This window comes from Shuttleworthella satelles DSM 14600 (assembly GCF_000160115.1).
Taxonomy (GTDB): Bacteria; Bacillota; Clostridia; order Lachnospirales; family Lachnospiraceae; genus Shuttleworthia; species Shuttleworthia satelles.
The window spans coordinates 866,977-883,196 of the sequence record NZ_GG665866.1; the positions used below are offsets into that span (position 1 = coordinate 866,977).

Annotated in this window: 16 protein-coding genes; all 16 read right to left on the bottom strand. The window is 54.3% G+C overall.

Translation table 11 applies throughout. The features are described 5' to 3' along the window. Positions 1–1,683: a DNA repair protein RecN gene (gene recN, locus GCWU000342_RS03860; RefSeq protein WP_006905959.1), complete on the bottom strand. Its 1,683-nt coding sequence runs from the start codon at positions 1,681–1,683 to the stop codon at positions 1–3. A 230-nt stretch (positions 1,684–1,913) separates the two neighbouring features. After that, the gene (gene argR / locus GCWU000342_RS03865; protein WP_006905961.1) at positions 1,914–2,399 is read right to left on the bottom strand and encodes an arginine repressor; all 486 of its coding nucleotides are present in this window, start codon (positions 2,397–2,399) and stop codon (positions 1,914–1,916) included. 18 nt (positions 2,400–2,417) lie between these two features. After that, positions 2,418–3,266 carry an NAD(+)/NADH kinase gene (locus GCWU000342_RS03870; RefSeq protein WP_006905962.1) on the bottom strand — a complete coding sequence of 283 codons (849 nt, stop codon included), beginning with the start codon at positions 3,264–3,266 and terminating at the stop codon, positions 2,418–2,420. Positions 3,267–3,293: 27 nt separating this feature from the next. Continuing rightward, on the bottom strand, positions 3,294–4,103 hold the full coding sequence (locus GCWU000342_RS03875) for a TlyA family RNA methyltransferase (protein ID WP_044959711.1): 810 nt from the start codon (positions 4,101–4,103) through the stop codon (positions 3,294–3,296). 3 nt (positions 4,104–4,106) lie between these two features. Then, a complete protein-coding gene (dxs, locus tag GCWU000342_RS03880; RefSeq protein ID WP_006905964.1) occupies positions 4,107–5,987 on the bottom strand; it encodes a 1-deoxy-D-xylulose-5-phosphate synthase in 1,881 nt (626 codons plus the stop codon). Between the two features lie 37 nt (positions 5,988–6,024). Beyond that, positions 6,025–6,918 (bottom strand): polyprenyl synthetase family protein, encoded by an 894-nt coding sequence (locus GCWU000342_RS03885; protein WP_045000269.1) that lies wholly within the window; start codon positions 6,916–6,918, stop codon positions 6,025–6,027. 20 nt (positions 6,919–6,938) lie between these two features. Then, positions 6,939–7,175, bottom strand: a complete 237-nt coding sequence (gene xseB / locus GCWU000342_RS03890) for an exodeoxyribonuclease VII small subunit (protein ID WP_006905966.1) — start codon at positions 7,173–7,175, stop codon at positions 6,939–6,941. Positions 7,176–7,193: 18 nt separating this feature from the next. Next, complete coding sequence (xseA, locus tag GCWU000342_RS03895) at positions 7,194–8,486, bottom strand: exodeoxyribonuclease VII large subunit (protein WP_006905967.1); 1,293 nt, start codon at positions 8,484–8,486, stop codon at positions 7,194–7,196. Then, positions 8,483–8,941, bottom strand: a complete 459-nt coding sequence (gene nusB, locus GCWU000342_RS03900; RefSeq protein WP_006905968.1) for a transcription antitermination factor NusB — start codon at positions 8,939–8,941, stop codon at positions 8,483–8,485. The genes xseA and nusB overlap by 4 nt, the downstream gene beginning before the upstream one ends. Positions 8,942–9,080: 139 nt before the next feature. Then, a complete protein-coding gene (locus GCWU000342_RS03905; RefSeq protein WP_006905970.1) occupies positions 9,081–9,434 on the bottom strand; it encodes an Asp23/Gls24 family envelope stress response protein in 354 nt (117 codons plus the stop codon). Positions 9,435–9,501: 67 nt separating this feature from the next. Continuing rightward, on the bottom strand, positions 9,502–10,575 hold the full coding sequence (gene prfA / locus GCWU000342_RS03910) for a peptide chain release factor 1 (RefSeq protein ID WP_006905971.1): 1,074 nt from the start codon (positions 10,573–10,575) through the stop codon (positions 9,502–9,504). Then, entirely contained in the window at positions 10,568–11,461 is an 894-nt protein-coding gene (gene prmC, locus GCWU000342_RS03915) for a peptide chain release factor N(5)-glutamine methyltransferase (RefSeq protein ID WP_045000271.1), read from the bottom strand. The genes prfA and prmC overlap by 8 nt, the downstream gene beginning before the upstream one ends. Continuing rightward, positions 11,400–12,479 carry a DUF1385 domain-containing protein gene (locus GCWU000342_RS03920; RefSeq protein WP_006905973.1) on the bottom strand — a complete coding sequence of 360 codons (1,080 nt, stop codon included), beginning with the start codon at positions 12,477–12,479 and terminating at the stop codon, positions 11,400–11,402. Before GCWU000342_RS03920 ends, prmC begins: the two co-directional genes overlap by 62 nt. 226 nt (positions 12,480–12,705) lie before the next feature. After that, positions 12,706–12,909: a 50S ribosomal protein L31 gene (gene rpmE, locus GCWU000342_RS03925; protein ID WP_006905975.1), complete on the bottom strand. Its 204-nt coding sequence runs from the start codon at positions 12,907–12,909 to the stop codon at positions 12,706–12,708. Positions 12,910–13,143: 234 nt separating this feature from the next. Then, a complete protein-coding gene (locus GCWU000342_RS03930; protein ID WP_006905976.1) occupies positions 13,144–14,067 on the bottom strand; it encodes a carbohydrate kinase family protein in 924 nt (307 codons plus the stop codon). A gap of 73 nt (positions 14,068–14,140) precedes the next feature. Further along, positions 14,141–16,180, bottom strand: a complete 2,040-nt coding sequence (gene rho / locus GCWU000342_RS09910; protein WP_006905977.1) for a transcription termination factor Rho — start codon at positions 16,178–16,180, stop codon at positions 14,141–14,143. Between the last annotated feature and the right edge of the window lie 40 nt (positions 16,181–16,220).

The window sequence follows — 16,220 nt, forward strand, 5'->3', positions numbered from 1 at the left end:
CTATTGATCCCTCTTCTCTTTTGCGGCTGCGTCCCGCATCTGACGGGCATTTTCCAGAACGCTTTCGCTGATCACATCCCCGGAAATCATGCGGGCAAGCTCCCTTACCGTCTCCTCCTCATCCAGCTGGCGGATTCCGGATACTGTCCTCCCGGCCTGCAGGGACTTTTCAATCAGAAAATGCCGGTCCGCCTCGGCGGCTATCAGCGGCAGGTGTGTGATGCAGATCACCTGCACCTCTCTTCCCAGGCGGCGCAGCTTACGGGCGACCGCCTGGGCCGTTTTCCCTGAGATACCGGCGTCCACCTCATCGAAAATCAGGCTGTCCACCAGGTCTTCTCTGGCTGCCAGTTCCGTCTTGATGACAAGCATAATACGGCTTAATTCTCCGCCCGAGGCCACCTGACTCAGTGGACGTGCCTCCTCTCCCGGGTTGGTGGAGATATAGAACTCCGCCTCGTCAATCCCTCCCGCCGTATAGGAGGATGTCTCTGTAAAGCGCATCTGAAAATTGGCGGAGAGAAAATTGAGGGACAAAAGGGCTTCTGATACTCTGGCGCAGAGTTTTTTTGCCGCCTGCTTCCTCCGGGCCGAAACCTGTCTGGCCAGATCCAGATAGGCCTCCTCTGCCCTCTTTAGCCTCTTCTTCAGTTCCTCCTGATAGCGGTCATAATCCTGCAGCTTAAAAAGCTCTTTTTGCTTGTCTTCTAAAGCGGCCAGAATCTCCTCGATGCTTCTTCCGTACTTGGCCTTGAGGTCATTGATCAGATCAAGCCTCTGCTCAAGCTCATAGAATCTCTCCTCATCGAACGCCGCATCCTCCAAATGGGAATCAATCTCTCCTGAGACATCCGAAATCAGAGACTCGACATCCATCAGGGCTGACAGATAGTCCCCGATTTTGCTGTCATAATCCTCCGCCTGGCGCAGGGAATGAATCGCCTGGGCGATCAGATCCCCGCAGGCGGACTCATCCGACAAAAGATGGCGGACCCGATCCAATTCCTCTGTGATCTTAGAGGCGTATTTCATCTTTCGATACTCCGCCTCCAGATTCAGGTCCTCTCCAATCGCAAGCTCCGCTTCCCTGATTTCCTCCACCTCATGCTCTAAAAAGGAGATCTCACGCAGGCGGGCGGACAGATCCAGGGAGGCCGAATCTGCCTCCTTCTTCAGATCGGCATAGGTCTGATAAGCCAGAGACAGATCCCCTTTCAGGCCGTCGAGCTCCTCTCCGGCAAAGGCGTCCAAAAGAGCCAGGTGTCTGCTCTTCTTCAGGAGTGTCTGCTGCTCATTCTGACCATAGACATCCAGGAAGGCCTCTCCGGCCCTCTTTAAGGTCTGGGCGGGCATGGTCTCCCCGTTGATCTTAGAGATGGTTCTGCCCGATGAAATGCGTCTTGAGAAGATGACCTGGTCGTCGTAGACGGGAATCTCAAGTTCAGCAAGGACCTGCCTCTGCGCCGGACTGGTCACGGCAAAGACAGCCTCTGCGAGCCCGTCTTCTTCGGGTCTGCGAAGGATCTCCCTGGAGGCCTTCTTACCCAGAGCGATCCCCAGGGCTCCCAGGATGATGGATTTCCCGGCCCCGGTCTCTCCGGTCAGGATATTCAGTCCCCCTCCGAAGTGAATTTCCTCCTCCTCGATCAGGGCCAGATTTTTGACATGCAGATCTAAAAGCATGTGTATCCTTTCTACTCTCTTCTCGTCCGCGTCATCTTAGCTGCCTTTTTTATCCGTATCATCGCGGCTGCCTTCCTCGCCCGCGTCATCTTTGCTTTTCTTCTCATCCCCACAATAGAAGGCTCGCTCACAGCACATCGATTGCTACAAATCTGATGCAAATCGGCGGAAGCAAAACCGGGCCTGTTAAAGCTCCCGGTCTCTCCCGTTAAGCCTTCCGGTCTCTCCCGTCAAGCCTCCCGGTCTCTCCTGGCTGCCGGACCGGTCTCTTCTAAAACATGCCGAAGCCTGGTCATCAGGGCCGCTGTATCGTCAATACTGCGGACAGCGCACATGACGGTATCATCTCCCGCGATGCTTCCCACAATCTCACCCAGCTGCATATTGTCCAGGGCGGCCGCCACGGCCATGGCCATCCCGGAGACCGTGCGGATGACCAGGATGTTCATGGCATTATCCATACTCAAAAAGCCGTCCCGAAAGATTCTCACATACTTCTCGCTCAGATCCTGCGGACTGCTCTGATAGGAGACGTAGACGAGGCGTCCGTCCGCCCTGGCCACCTTGGTCAGCTGCATCTCACGGATATCCCGGCTGACGGTGGCCTGCGTCACCTGATAACCGGCCCTTTTCAACTCTCTGGTCAACTCCTCCTGGGTCCCGATCTCTCTGGTTACAATCAGATCCAGAATTTTTGCCTGTCTGTCCTGCTTCACTGCTCGCTCCTCGTCTGTCTAATTGGACTGCATTTTGTTGCGGATACGCTCTAAGAAGTTCATCTTAGAGAGCTTCATCATCTTGATCTCCTCCCTGGACCGGTAGACCACAAGCTCTTCCCCGGGGACCAGCTGTCTTCTGTGATTGCCGTCGAAGGAGACCTCCGCGACCGGCTCGTCGCCCTCTCTTCTGGCCGTCAGTTTTACTGAGATGATATCATTGGGATCTAAGACAATAGACCTGGAATTTAAGGTGTGGGGATTGATGGGGGTCAAAAGAATCAACCTGGTCTTGGGATCGACAATCGGTCCCTTGGCCGATAGATTATAGGCCGTAGACCCGGTCGGCGTCGCGAATATCATACCGTCGCAGTGGTAGGTATAGAGGGGCTGCCCGTTGACATAGACCGTCAAACACAGGATCTCCATAGGCCGCCTTGAGACGATCACAACGTCGTTTAGCGCGACGGATTCCTGGTCCGGTTTTTTCTGCGCGTCATATACCATGCCCGCCAGAAGCATCCGGCTCTCAATCTCATACCTGTCCTCCATGAGCAGGTCGATGGCCTCGTCAACGCCGTCGGGATCCAGATCGCAGAGATAGCCCAGGTGTCCCCCGTTGATTCCGATTAGAGGGACCCCGCTGCCCAAAGTATTCTGCGCCGCCCGGATCATGGTTCCGTCTCCGCCCAGAGTCAGGATCCCGTCCGTATTCTCCGGAACCGGGATAGATCCCGGGTTCGTGGAATCCTGGGGATTCTCCAGACAGATCAGACTCCCTCCCCTGGACGCAATCACCGCCTTTAACCTGTCAATCCAGTCCCGGCTGACCTCCATATTTCTTGTGACAAGTAAGAAGTTCTTCATGGATAAAATCCTCCGGTCTCTATCTACTCACCGGTCCAGCTCTTCATGCGCCTGCTTCACGACAGTCTCGGGATCCACAGGCGGCAGCTCCTCCGCGAAAGAATCCGCGGACTTTTTCAGGTAAATCAGGTACTCGATATTCCCCTCCGGCCCCTTGATGGGCGAGTAATCCAGTCCAAGCACAGCAAAGGCATTCTCCCCCGCGTAAGAGATGACCGATTCGATCACCTCCCTGTGAACCCCGGGATCCCGGACAACGCCCCTTTTGCCCACCTTATCTCTTCCGGCCTCAAACTGCGGCTTGATCAGGCAGACCATCTCTCCTCCCTCGGCCAAGAGCGGATTGACGGCTGGCAGGACCTTGCTCAGCGAGATAAAGGAGACGTCGCAGGAGGCGAAATCCAAAGGCTGGCCGATCTCCTCTGCCGTCACATAGCGGATATTCGTCTTCTCCATACAGACGACCCGCTCGTCCTGGCGGAGCTTCCAGGCCAGCTGTCCATAGCCGACGTCGACCGCAAAGACCTTGTCGGCTCCATTTTGCAGCATGCAATCGGTAAAGCCGCCGGTAGAAGCCCCGATATCCATGCAGACCTTTCCCCTAAGAGAAATGGGAAAACTTGCCATGGCCCGCTCCAGCTTCAGGCCGCCTCTGCTGACATAGGCCAGGACTTTGCCGTGAATCTCAATATCCGCATCCGTCTTCACCTGGGTTCCCGCCTTGTCTTCCCTCTCCTGGTTGACAAAGACATTCCCCTCCATAATCATCGTCCTGGCCTTCTCGCGTGAGGGAGCCAGTCCGCGTTTTACCATAAGAACATCCAGTCTTTCCTTCAAGGCTCACTCCTCACTCGATAACAGGGAAATAATTTTCCGGGAGATCTTTTCGGCTGTCAGACCCTCCTCCTCCATCAAAGCCTCCACTGACCCGTGCGGGATGAAGTGATCCGCGAAGCCGACCAAAAAGGTCTTCCCCCTATAGCCGATTTCCTTCAGACAGATCTCAACATGCTCCCCGAAACCGCCTGCCAGGACATTCTCCTCCATGGGGACAACCAGATCGACCCGGTTGGCGTAGTCGGCCAGGATCGCTTCATCAACCGGCTTGGCAAAGCGCATATTGACCAGGGCGACATCATACCCCGCCTGAAGGAGCAATTCTCTTAAGCGAAGCGCGCGCTCCACCATAGACCCGATCGGGGCCAGAAGGATCATCTTTGTCCCTCTGCCGCGCAGGGGATAAATTTCCTCCGCCCGGCCCCTTTGAATCGGTTCCCGAAACTCCCTCAGTCCATCGAAAGCCGCCCCCCTGGGATAGCGAATCGCCACCGGCCCCTCTGTGTCAATAGCCCATTTGAGCATATCCGAAAGCTCCCACTTATTCTTGGGCGCCAGAATCACCATGTTGGGGATCAAAGAGAGATAGGAGAGGTCAAAGATTCCCTGATGCGTCTCTCCGTCCGGTCCGACCAGACCGGCCCTGTCAATCGCGAAAATCACATGCAGCTTCTGAATGGCGACATCGTGCAGAATCTGGTCAAAAGCCCTCTGCAGGAAAGAGGAATAGACGGCGAAAACCGGAATCAGCCCCTGGCTGGCAAGTCCCGCCGCGAAGGTCACCGCGTGCTGCTCCGCAATTCCCACATCGAAAAATCGGCCGGGATAACGGTTATGAAAGCGAACCAGACCGGTCCCCGTCTCCATCGCCGCTGTCAGCGCCAGAAGACGATCATTGCGCCCCCCCATCTTGCGCATCACTGTGGAGAAGACATCCGTGTAGGTCGTCGCCGGATTCTTCAGGGGCAGACCCGTCGCCATATCATAGGGCGCTGTCCCGTGGAACTTGGCCGGGTGACGCTCCGCCGGGGCGAAGCCCCTTCCCTTGGTCGTGAGCACATGGACAATCACAGGCCCCTCGATTTTGGTGGCCTCCAGGAAAATCTGCCGCATCCCCTCGATATCACTTCCGTCGATCGGTCCCAGATACATAATCCCCATCTGCTCAAACATCATCCCGGGAATAACCAGCTGCTTAATTCCCTCCTTGGTCTTGCGCATCCGGTCTACAATCCGATTGCCGTAGACCGGGATCTTTTCCAGAGAGCTCTGCATGCCGGACTTGAAATTCTTGTAGTTTTCCGAGGTCCTCATCCTGGCCAGGTTCATGGACAGGCCGCCCACATTGCGGGAAATGGACATGTTATTGTCATTTAAAATAATGACAAAGTTCTTCTTGAATTCGGCCGCGTTGTTCAGGGCCTCGTAGACCATGCCCCCTGTCATGGCCCCATCGCCGATCACAGAGAAAATCTTATAGTCCTCCCCCTTTAACTCTCTGGCCACAGCCAGTCCCAGACCGGCGGAAATAGAGGTTGAAGAATGGCCTGTCCCGAAGATATCGCAGTCGCTCTCCTCCCGCTTCGGAAATCCGGCCAGTCCTCCCATGGCGCGCAGTCTGTCAAAATCTCCCTTGCGTCCGGTCAGGATCTTATGCGTGTAGGACTGGTGCCCTACGTCCCAGACAATCTGATCTCTCGGCAAATCACAGATCGAGTGCAGGGCGATCGTCAATTCCACCACGCCCAGATTCGAGGCCAAATGTCCTCCCGTCACAGATAACTTCTCAATCAGGAAGGAGCGAATCTCCCGCGCCAGTTTTTCCCTCTCGAACGCGTCCAGTTTATGCACGTCGTTCGGGCCCTGTATTCGATCAAGAACCATAGTATCCCTCTGCCTTCGATCCGGCGATCACATCTCGCTACCTGTTGCGCCTGGCCAGATAAGCGACCAGCTCCATGAGAAAGTCATTTTTCCTGGGGAGAGAGGCAAGATTCTCAAGAGCCTCTCTTGTCAGGCTCTCCGCGTCCCTGCGGGCCCCCTCCAGACCGGCGAAGGTCACATAGGTGACCTTGTGGTTTCGCTCATCGCTTCCCACAGGCTTGCCGATGGTCTTCTCATCTCCGGTGATGTCCAAAATGTCATCTTCAATCTGAAAGGCCAGCCCGATCTTGGCAGCCGCCTGCTCCACGGTCAGCAGCTGACTCTCATCTGCGCCGCCCAAAAGAGCCCCAATGCACATGGCGGCCTCGATCAGCGCCCCGGTCTTCAGCTCATGAATGAAATCCAGCCGGTGCTTGTCCATCCCCTGGATGTGCTCCGACTCCACGTCAACGACCTGGCCGCCAATCATTCCGTAAATCCCCGCCTTTCTGGCCAGAAGAATCAGAGACTTGTGAACAGCCGGATTTGTCCCGTCTGTCTCAAGAGACTGAAGCGCCGTCTCAAAGGCGTAATTGAGCAGGGCGTCGCCCGCCAGAACTCCCATGGCCTCTCCAAAGCGGGCGTGCGTTGTTGGCTTCCCCCGGCGCAAGAGATCATTGTCCATAGCCGGCAGATCGTCATGGACCAGGGAATAGGCGTGTATCATCTCAATTGCCGCCATAAAGAAGGGCAGCGCCTGGGGGCTTGTCTGATCAAAGCAGGCGGCGCATTCTCTCATGAGAATGGGACGCAGTCGCTTACCCGGGCTCATAAGGGCGTAGGACATCGCCTCCATGATTGTCTTCTGATAGCCCTCTTCCCGGGGCAAAAAGCGTCGGATGATCCCCTCCGCCTCCAGAGTCCGCTCTTCCAGTTCCCTACGAACATCCATATCTCGCACCGCTTTCTGCGTCATTTTGACAGGGTCAGATCACTGGTCTGCCCCTGAGCGTCCAGAATCTGTACCTTCCGGTCGACGGCGTCAATCTTGTCGTTAATCGCCTTGATTACCAGGGTTCCCTCCTGATAGGCCGCAAAAGAATCCTCCAGACTGCTGTCCTTATTCTCCAGTCTGGCCAGGACCTGATCCAGATAGTCAAATGACTCCTCAATCGACAGGTCCTCCCATGTCTTTTTTTCTTCTGTCATTCTTCCTCCCCGGGCATATCAGCCCTTGAAACCGTCCTTTTTCAGAGAAATTCCGGACACCTCTGCGTCCAGCTGCCCTCTGTGCAGATAGATGTGGATAAAATCACCCACCTTAAGCTTCCCTGCGTCTTCAACCCGTCTTCCCGCCTTATCCTGCACATAGGAGAAGCCGGAGGCCAGCTTTCTGACCGGCGACAATCCGTCCAGCCGTTCCACCGCGACCGCTAAGAGCTGCTTCTTCTGCTCCAATCTTCGGTCCATATCCTGACAAAGACGCTGCCTTGCCCGCAGGACCTCTTCCCTCATCAGAGAAATTCGCCTGCTGGGATGAGCCTGGTCCAGTCGATGTCTGGCCCCGTCCAGACGCCCTCTTAAATTTCGGATCATCTCCTGCGGAGAAGCCGTTTCCAACCGGTGCTCGATGTCGGCCAGACGATTTCTGAATGTATTGAGCCGGTACTGCATGGCGGATGCCATACGCTCTCTTTTCGAGCGCAGGTCTTTTTGCAGGCTCGCGTAGTCAAAAACAGCCAGTTCCGCTGCGGCCGACGGCGTCGGCGCTCTCAGATCCGCCACAAAATCGGCGATCGTGGTGTCTGTCTCATGTCCGACCGCGGAGATCAGCGGGGTCCTGCAGTCAAAAATCGCCCTGGCCACAGACTCCTCGTTAAAGGCCCAGAGGTCTTCCATAGAGCCTCCGCCGCGGCCGACAACCAGAAGATCCATCCCCATGGCGTCCAGGGTCTGAATTCCCCTGACAATGGAGGCAACCGCCTTCTCTCCCTGTACCAGGGCAGGGTAGAGGACGATTTCAATGCCCGGATACCTTCTCTTGGAGACCTGAATGATATCGCGGATAGCTGCCCCCGTGGGAGCGGTCACGATACCGATTTTAGTCGCGTATCTGGGGATTTGCTTCTTATAGGAGGCGTCGAACATCCCCATCTCAGACAGCTGCTTCTTGAGGGCCTCGAAGCGCACATAGAGATCTCCCAGTCCCTCCTTTTCAATCTGAGAGGCGATCAGCTTATAGGAGCCCCCCTTCTCATAGACCTGAACCGTCCCGCTGACAACGACCTGATCTCCCTCCCGCATGGCAAAGGTCAGACCGGAGGCTCGCTGACTCCTCCACATAGCCGCGCCTAAGACACCGGAACTGTCCTTGAGACTGAAATAAATATGTCCCGACTTGTGATAGATCAGATTGGACACCTCACCCTTGACACGGATCCGGCGCAGGAGGAAATCCTCCTGAAAGAGGCCCGCGATATAGTGATTAACTTGTCCGACAGTATAGGTTTGACCGCTCATGAGATTTTTGCCAGAACCCCGTTGACGAAAGCGGGGGATTTATCCGTTCCATAGCGCTTTGCCAGTTCGACCGCCTCGTTGATGGCGATGCCGGAGGGCAAATTTTCAAACTTCATTTCATAGACCGCCAGCCGAAGCAGAGTCAGGTCCACCTTGGTCAGGCGGCTCAGCTTCCAGCCCTCAGAGGACTCCTCGATGATCCGGTCAATCTCCGGCAAGTGTCCGGCCGCGCCCAGGCATTTTGCCGTGATCTCCGGCCAGGACGCCTGGTCCAGCCGGATGACGGCCTTCTGATCCTCCTCCTCGGTCAAATCGTCTATTTCAAGCTCGGTATGATCGGTGAAGTAGAGATTCAGCTGATCCTGCATCTGATCTGCCGGGCAGAAATTAAGGACAAAGAGAATGCGAAATGCGGTTTCACGAATCTGACGCCTTATCATGGTCTTCTTCTCCATCTTCTGACTCTGGTGCCGCGCGGCCCATCCCTCCTCTGAGAGAAAAGCCGCGGGTCAATCCCTCTACAACAAAGAAAAAGGTGTCTGCTGTACAGACACCTGAATGATACAACAGATAGATTGTCTGTCCCTATCCCGCTCAAGACAAGCGCACGCCCTCGACGCGCACATTGACCTCAGAGACCTTGAGTCCGGTCATATTCTCGACCGTCGTCTTGATCCGGTCCTGTACCTGGGCACAGACCTTGGGAATCTCATAGCCGAATTCCAGGTTGATAATAATCGCCACCCGAAGCGTATTGTCATCCGCCCTGACCAGGCGGACGGACCTGGACAGCTTGGACGAGGTCGTCTTGGAAATAGAGCCGGCATCCAGATTCCCGCCCAGAGAGGAGACGCCGTCCACCTCACAGGCGGCCAGGCCGGCGATAATGGAAAAGACATCATTGGCCACGTTGACGCCCTCATTGATTGCGAAATGATTCTCAGCCATGCAAAGCCTCCTGCACTCAAAAGACAAAAAGCGGTAAAAACACGATCAAATTAACAAAAATATTATATCAATCCCTCTCCTGCTGCGCAAGCTTGGCGGCCTGATCCGCGGCCATCAGGGCATCTAAAAGCTCCTGAAGATCTCCGTTCAAAATCTTGTCCAGCTTGTACAGAGTCAGATTGATCCGGTGGTCCGTCACCCGACCCTGGGGAAAATTATAGGTTCGAATTTTCTCCGAGCGGTCTCCGCTTCCAATCTGCGCGAGGCGGCGGGCAGAGGCCTCCTCCTGCTGACGCAGCATTTCCATGGTATAGAGCTTGGCCCGCAGCAGGGCAAAGGCCTTGTTCTTGTTCTGCAGCTGGGACTTCTCCGTCTGACTGTAAATAACAATTCCCGTGGGATAGTGGGTCAGCCGTACGGCGGAATCCGTTGTATTGACGCACTGACCGCCGTTTCCGGAAGCCCGCATCACGTCGATGCGGATGTCCGCCGGATCGATAACTACATCTACCTCCTGCGCCTCGGGCATAACAGCCACGGTAACTGTCGATGTGTGGATGCGGCCGCCGGATTCTGTGGCGGGGACCCTCTGTACCCGGTGCACGCCGGACTCGTACTTAAGGGTGGAATAGGCTCCTCTTCCCCTGACCATGAAATTGATCTTCTTCATGCCCCCGATTCCGGTCTCCTCAAGCTCCATCACCTCGCATGCCCATCCTCTGGACTCAGCGTAATGGCGGTACATGCGGTAGACCTCCGCCGCGAAGAGGGCCGCCTCATCTCCTCCGGCGCCGCCGCGAATCTCAATGATCACGTTCCTGTCATCATTGCTGTCCTTGGGAAGAAGGAGGACCTTGAGCTGATTTTCCAGTTCCTCCGCCGAAGCCCTGGCCTCGGCCAGCTCTTCCTTGGCCAGCTGGCGCATCTCCTCATCGGACTCCGCGTCAAGCAGCTCCAGAGAATCCTCTATTGACTGTTTTTGCTTTTGATAGGCGCGAAAGGTCTCCACGATCGGGGCCAGCTCGCTCTGTTCTTTCATCAGCTCCGTGAATTTCGCTCCGTCCGAGGCGATATCCGGCTCCGCGATCTGACGCATGATTTCCTCGTAGCGGGCAACCAGATCTTCTAGCTTGTCAAACATGTATCATCCTTCCTTTCAGAACCCGATCCCTCCCTGAAAGGTCCTGTATGATCTCGATTTCCTCAAAGGGGCCGTCGGCCAGCATCTGCCGGACAGCCTGTCCCTGATCGAACGCGATTTCCATCAAGAGCCAGCCTCCTTCTCTCAGATAATCCGGAGCCTGACCCGCGATTCGCCGGTAGAAGGCGAGTCCGTCTTCATCCCCGTCCAAAGCCATACGGGGCTCGTGATCTCTCACCTCCGGCATCAGATCCTCCAGCTGCCCGGAGGGAATATAGGGGGGATTGGCCGTAATCAGGTCAAAGCTTCCCTCAATCTCCGCAAAGAGGTCTGAGAGGACAAATGCAGCGGATACCCCATTTCTTTTGGCGTTCTCTCTCGCGACAGCCAGAGCCTCGGGCGAGAGATCAGCGGCCAGTCCATGTATCGGTGTTTCCTGTCCCCGGGCGAGCGCGAGAAGGGAAATCAGGATGCAGCCGCTTCCGGTACAGAGATCAAGCAGACGGATTTCTCTGTCCGCGTTTGCCTGTCTATTTTTGACGCTGCCCGATTGAAGCGAGGCAAGAATCGTAAGTCCCTCCTCCACCAGAGTCTCCGTGTCCTGCCGGGGGCAGAGGACATGCTCATTGACCATGAAGTCAAGGCCCATAAAGGCCTGGCTTCCTGTGATCTGCTGGAGGGGAATTCGCTGCGCCCGCCGTTCGATGCAGCTGCGATATTTCCCGAGCAGAGCATCCGGCATCTGCTCTCCATCGGACAGAATTAAGTCTACATGCCTTCTGCCGCTTGCAAATTCCAGAAGATAACCTGCATCCAGCGCAAAGTCAGGAACCTGGGCTGTCTGCAATTGTTCTTTGCCCCAGGTCAGGGCCTCCCGATAGGTCATTTGCACGCTCCTTGGCTTCCACGCCTTCCATTTTCGTATGGATCGAATCAGAATGCTCCCGAACCGTTCCTAGATTCTCCCTCTGCCAGGTCTTCCAGTCAAAGACCGCCTCCACAGAAGCAATGCCCACTTCCATCATCTCATCCTCAGGCTCCTGCGTCGTCAGCCCCTGAATCCACAGACCGGGCGCAGACAAAATCCGCAGCCAGCGCGCATCGCTTCGGCCTGCCAGACGGATAAACTCATAGGAAATCCCGGCGATCAAGGGCACAAGCAAAATACGAAGAAGAAGCTGCAGCAAGGGCTGGTCAGCCCGAATCAGCATGAATACGAAGACAGAGATCATCAGAACCAGGAAGATGAAGCTGGTTCCGCACCGCTTATGGCGGCAGGACGCCCTGCGGACATTGACCAGATTCAGTTCCCAACCGTTTTCAATACAGTTAATGCACTTGTGCTCCGCCCCGTGATACATATAGGTTCGGTGAATATCCTCTGTCCTGCCGATGAAAAGCAGATAGACCAAGAATATTGCCACTCGAATAACACCCTCCAGAAGTGCCAGAAGAGCCGAAGATGAAATCACGCGGGCAAAGAAGCGGGAGAGACCATAGGGGAGGGCAAGAAACAGAGCCAGAGCAATCAGCAGGGAGAGGGCCAGCGTTCCAAAGAGTGCCGCCGTTTCTTTTCGCTTTTCCCCCGCAGGCGCATTTGTCCTCAGACAAGTCCCGTCGCTTCGAGAGCCGGCATTTTCCCTATCTCCCCCTTGCTCCTTGTCCTCATCTTCGAAATATTCTGCCGATTTCATCAGGCTTCTGATCCCCAGCAAGAGGGATGACAGGAAGTTCTCCGTTCCTCTTAAAATGGGAATCCGGGCAAAGCGCTGTCCCTTTCCTATATTTTCAACTGTGACCTCAATCTGTCCATCGGGCTTTCGAACCGCGATGGCATAGCGATCCTGATTTCGCATCATGATCCCCTCAATAACAGCTTGTCCGCCAATACCGGAATATGCCATAAATCACCCTTTATATTCTCATATTTGTCTGTCACATATCAATTTGCAATTTGCAGATCCCTGTCATCAAGTTATATCCCGGCGAAGGGCAGAAGATTTTACAGAGAATGCATTTACGCAGTAACCTTGGATATAAAGAAAAGAGACTGTGACCTATAGAAAAGATCGGCCGCGATAAGTGGTCGTCTTTCTATTGTCACAGCCTCTCTTGCGATCTGATATCGAATTACTCGCTGATGCCGTACTTCTTGTTGAAGCGGTCGATGCGTCCGCGGGCCTTGGCAGCCTTCTGCTGACCGGTGTAGAAGGGATGGCACTTGGAGCAGATCTCGACGTGAATGTTCTCCTTGGTCGAACCGGTGACGAAGCTGTTGCCGCAGTTGCATGTCACTGTTGCCTGATAATAATCCGGATGAATACCCTGTCTCATACTGATACCTCTTTATCATTGATACGATACGTTGATTCCCTGTTTCATGTCCCTGCGGACATACACGATACTATTTACATCCCGATAAACAGCTTTTTTATATTAGCACGGTCTCTCATCTTTTGCAAGGTATCTCCCAATCACTTTTTGCATCTTATCCTTATCCTTAATCGTTTCTTTCACAGATTACGAAAGGGGCTGTAATCAAACGCTCTCCCTTCAACATCTCGCAAATCAGCCAAAATACTGCTGATACATTTGTTCTAAATTTTCGACGGACAGATCCTGGTTGTACAGGAAAGGAGAGGCAATCGTAAAACCCGAAACAAGGGTGGCGTATTTCATACATATCTCAGCTGGAAACCCATTTTTGACTCCGTAAAGATAACCTGAGACAAAAGCGTCTCCCGCGCCGTTACTGTCAACGGGAGAAAATTGCTCCACAATATCCTGAAATATTTCTTTTCCGTCCGGGCTAAAATACTCTGCACCCTTTTTACCATGCGTACAAACAACGAATTGTTTATCCCGAAGAAGAGCACTTACCACCTCCTTCACTTTTTCTTCTGTCTTAAGGACATCCGAACTCATAAAAACGGCATTTGCGAAAGGAAGAAATTCCTGATGCCAGGGATTTATCCCGTCAAAATCATGAATATCCACCCAGATTTTATGTTTATGTTTTTTGAGAATAGGGAATAGATGTTTGACAAACTCACAGATATCTAACAGGATAATATCTGCCTCTTCAATGCTTTTTTCATAGGCAATGATGTCAAAATCCTGTCCAAATTTACCATAGTCCGTATAAATACTAATTCTCTCCCCATTTTTATTCATCAGATTCGTATGTCTTTCCGTGGAAGTCTCATCTTCAATATACTGATAGTTGATACCCTCGGATTCTAAGCTGGCCCGTATCTTTCGGCCTGCATCATCATTTGCCAGTTTGGTCAACAAAGTGACATTAAAACCCAATCTATGTAAATTGATAGCTTTCCCGGAAGCCGTTCCACCTAGTACATCTCGGCGGGCACTGGCAAAGCAGGTGCCTGCTTTTTTAGGAAAATCCTCTATATCAATAATTGTATCCCAGGAGCATGTTCCAATAACGAGTACCTTAAGTTGTTTATGCTTCATATTCATATAACCATCCATTTAAAATGACTGTCCTGGATTCTGCAACTTTCTACACAAACATCATCCAAACATCTGCGTACCCAAACAAAGATCAAAAAATCGGATGACGCAGAAGCTGCCGGATGAAGTCCTTATTGTCCTTGGTGTGGGCAAACATATTGAGCAGATCCTCCGTATTCTCTTCTGCCCGGCGGCCGTTAATCCCCCGGTGCATAATACGGGCCGCTTCCATCTCGTCAGCGTCCAGCAGGAGGTCTTCTCTTCTGGTTCCGCTGGCCACAATATCCACCGCAGGGAAAATGCGGCGTTCAGACAGCCTTCTGTCCAAAATCAGCTCCATATTGCCGGTCCCCTTGAACTCCTCGTAGACCACATCGTCCATACGGCTGCCGGTATCCACAAGAGCTGTCGCCAGAACAGTCAGACTGCCGCCCTCTCTCATATTGCGGGCCGCTCCGAAGAAGCGCTTTGGCATATAAAGAGCCGCCGTATCCAGTCCCCCAGAGAGAATGCGGCCGGAAGAGGTCACCGTCAGATTATAGGCGCGGGCCAGCCGGGTAATAGAATCCAGGAGAATGATCACGTCCTCCCCCTGTTCCACCAGGCGCTTGGCGCGTTCAATTACCATTTCAGAGACCTTGGTGTGGTGATCAGGCATCTGGTCGAAGGTGGAATAGATGATCTCCACATTGTCGCCCACGATGGTCTCCTTCATGTCGGTGACCTCCTCGGGGCGCTCATCGATCAGGAGGATCATCATGTGCATCTCGGGATGGTTTTCCTGCACACTCTTGGCCACTTCCTTGAGCAGGGTCGTCTTGCCTGCCTTGGGCGGAGAGACGATCAGTCCTCTCTGGCCCTTGCCGATGGGGGCAATCAGATCAATGACACGGCTGGCGACCGAACTTCCTTTTCGCTCGAGACGCAGCCGCTCCCTTGGGAAAATCGGCGTCAGATTCTCAAAGGACTGACGGCCCCGCAGCTCCTCCGGATTACGTCCATTGATACTGTTGATCCGAAGGAGGGCAGCGAACTTATCTGTGGGATTATTTCTCTTCTTAAGCCCCTCGACCCGGTCGCCGGTTTTCATGGCGAAGCGGCGGATCTGAGAGGGCGCCACATAGGCGTCGTCCTCTCCCGTCAGGAAATTATCCGTGTGCAAAAAGCCGTATCCATCGGGCATAATCTCTAAAATGCCATCAGCCTCGCTGGCGTCAGACATCTGTTCAGCCAGCTGGGGAGAAACGGCATCGCTGACTTCTTCCCTGTGAGGCCTGAAGCTGTGGCCATACTCACTGTAGGATCTGCGCGGCGACTCGTGGTAGGTCTCCTGCCTGTCTCCCCTCGATTCATCCCTGGAGTCGTAACTCCTGCGCGAATCGGCTGAATCCTGCTCATGGCGACGGGGCCGATCAAAGGTCTGTTCCTGCTCATGGCGGCGGGGCCGGTCGGAGGTCTGTTCCTGCTCATGGCGGCGGGGCCGGTCGGAAGTCTGTTCCTGCTCATGGCGACGGGGCCGGTCAAGCCCCTGTTCATTGTATCTGCGGTAGAAGCCGGAATATCCCCCGTGTCCCGCCGCGTCCGCGGATTCTTCTTCCACTCCCAGGTCCATATGTCTCTTGGGGCGGTGCTGGGTCTTCCCGATTTCCTCCCTCGACTGGTCCTCTGACAGCTGGTTCTCTGTCCTTCGAGCAGGTGTCCTCCGCTTTGCGCGCCCGATCTCAGGCGATGGTTGAGAATTCTCCGGATTCCCGCTCTCTCTCTTCTGCTCTTCCGAGCCCGCGCTCTCAGCGACCGCGGTTGTATCGGCGGACAGCTGATCCTCAACCCGCTTCTTCCGGGGTCTTCCTCTCCGCCTGACCGGTTTTACAGCTTCTCCATCGGTCGAAGCGGCATTCTCTGCCTCTTCCGTCTCGCTTCCCGTCGACTTCTCTGTGATCTTTCCTGTCCTCAGCGCTCTCTCCGCCGCCGCGACATCCTCAGTCTCTCTGGCATCTAAAGCCACCATCTCGGCGATCAGATCCGCCTTGCGTCGATTTGTGACGCGCTTGATCCCCCTCTTCTTGGCAATGGCCTTTAAATCGACCAGCTTCAGGGTTTTGTAACGGGCTTCCATAGCACTTGTAGCCATCAGCAACTCCTCAAAAATGAATATTTGATTCGACGAATGA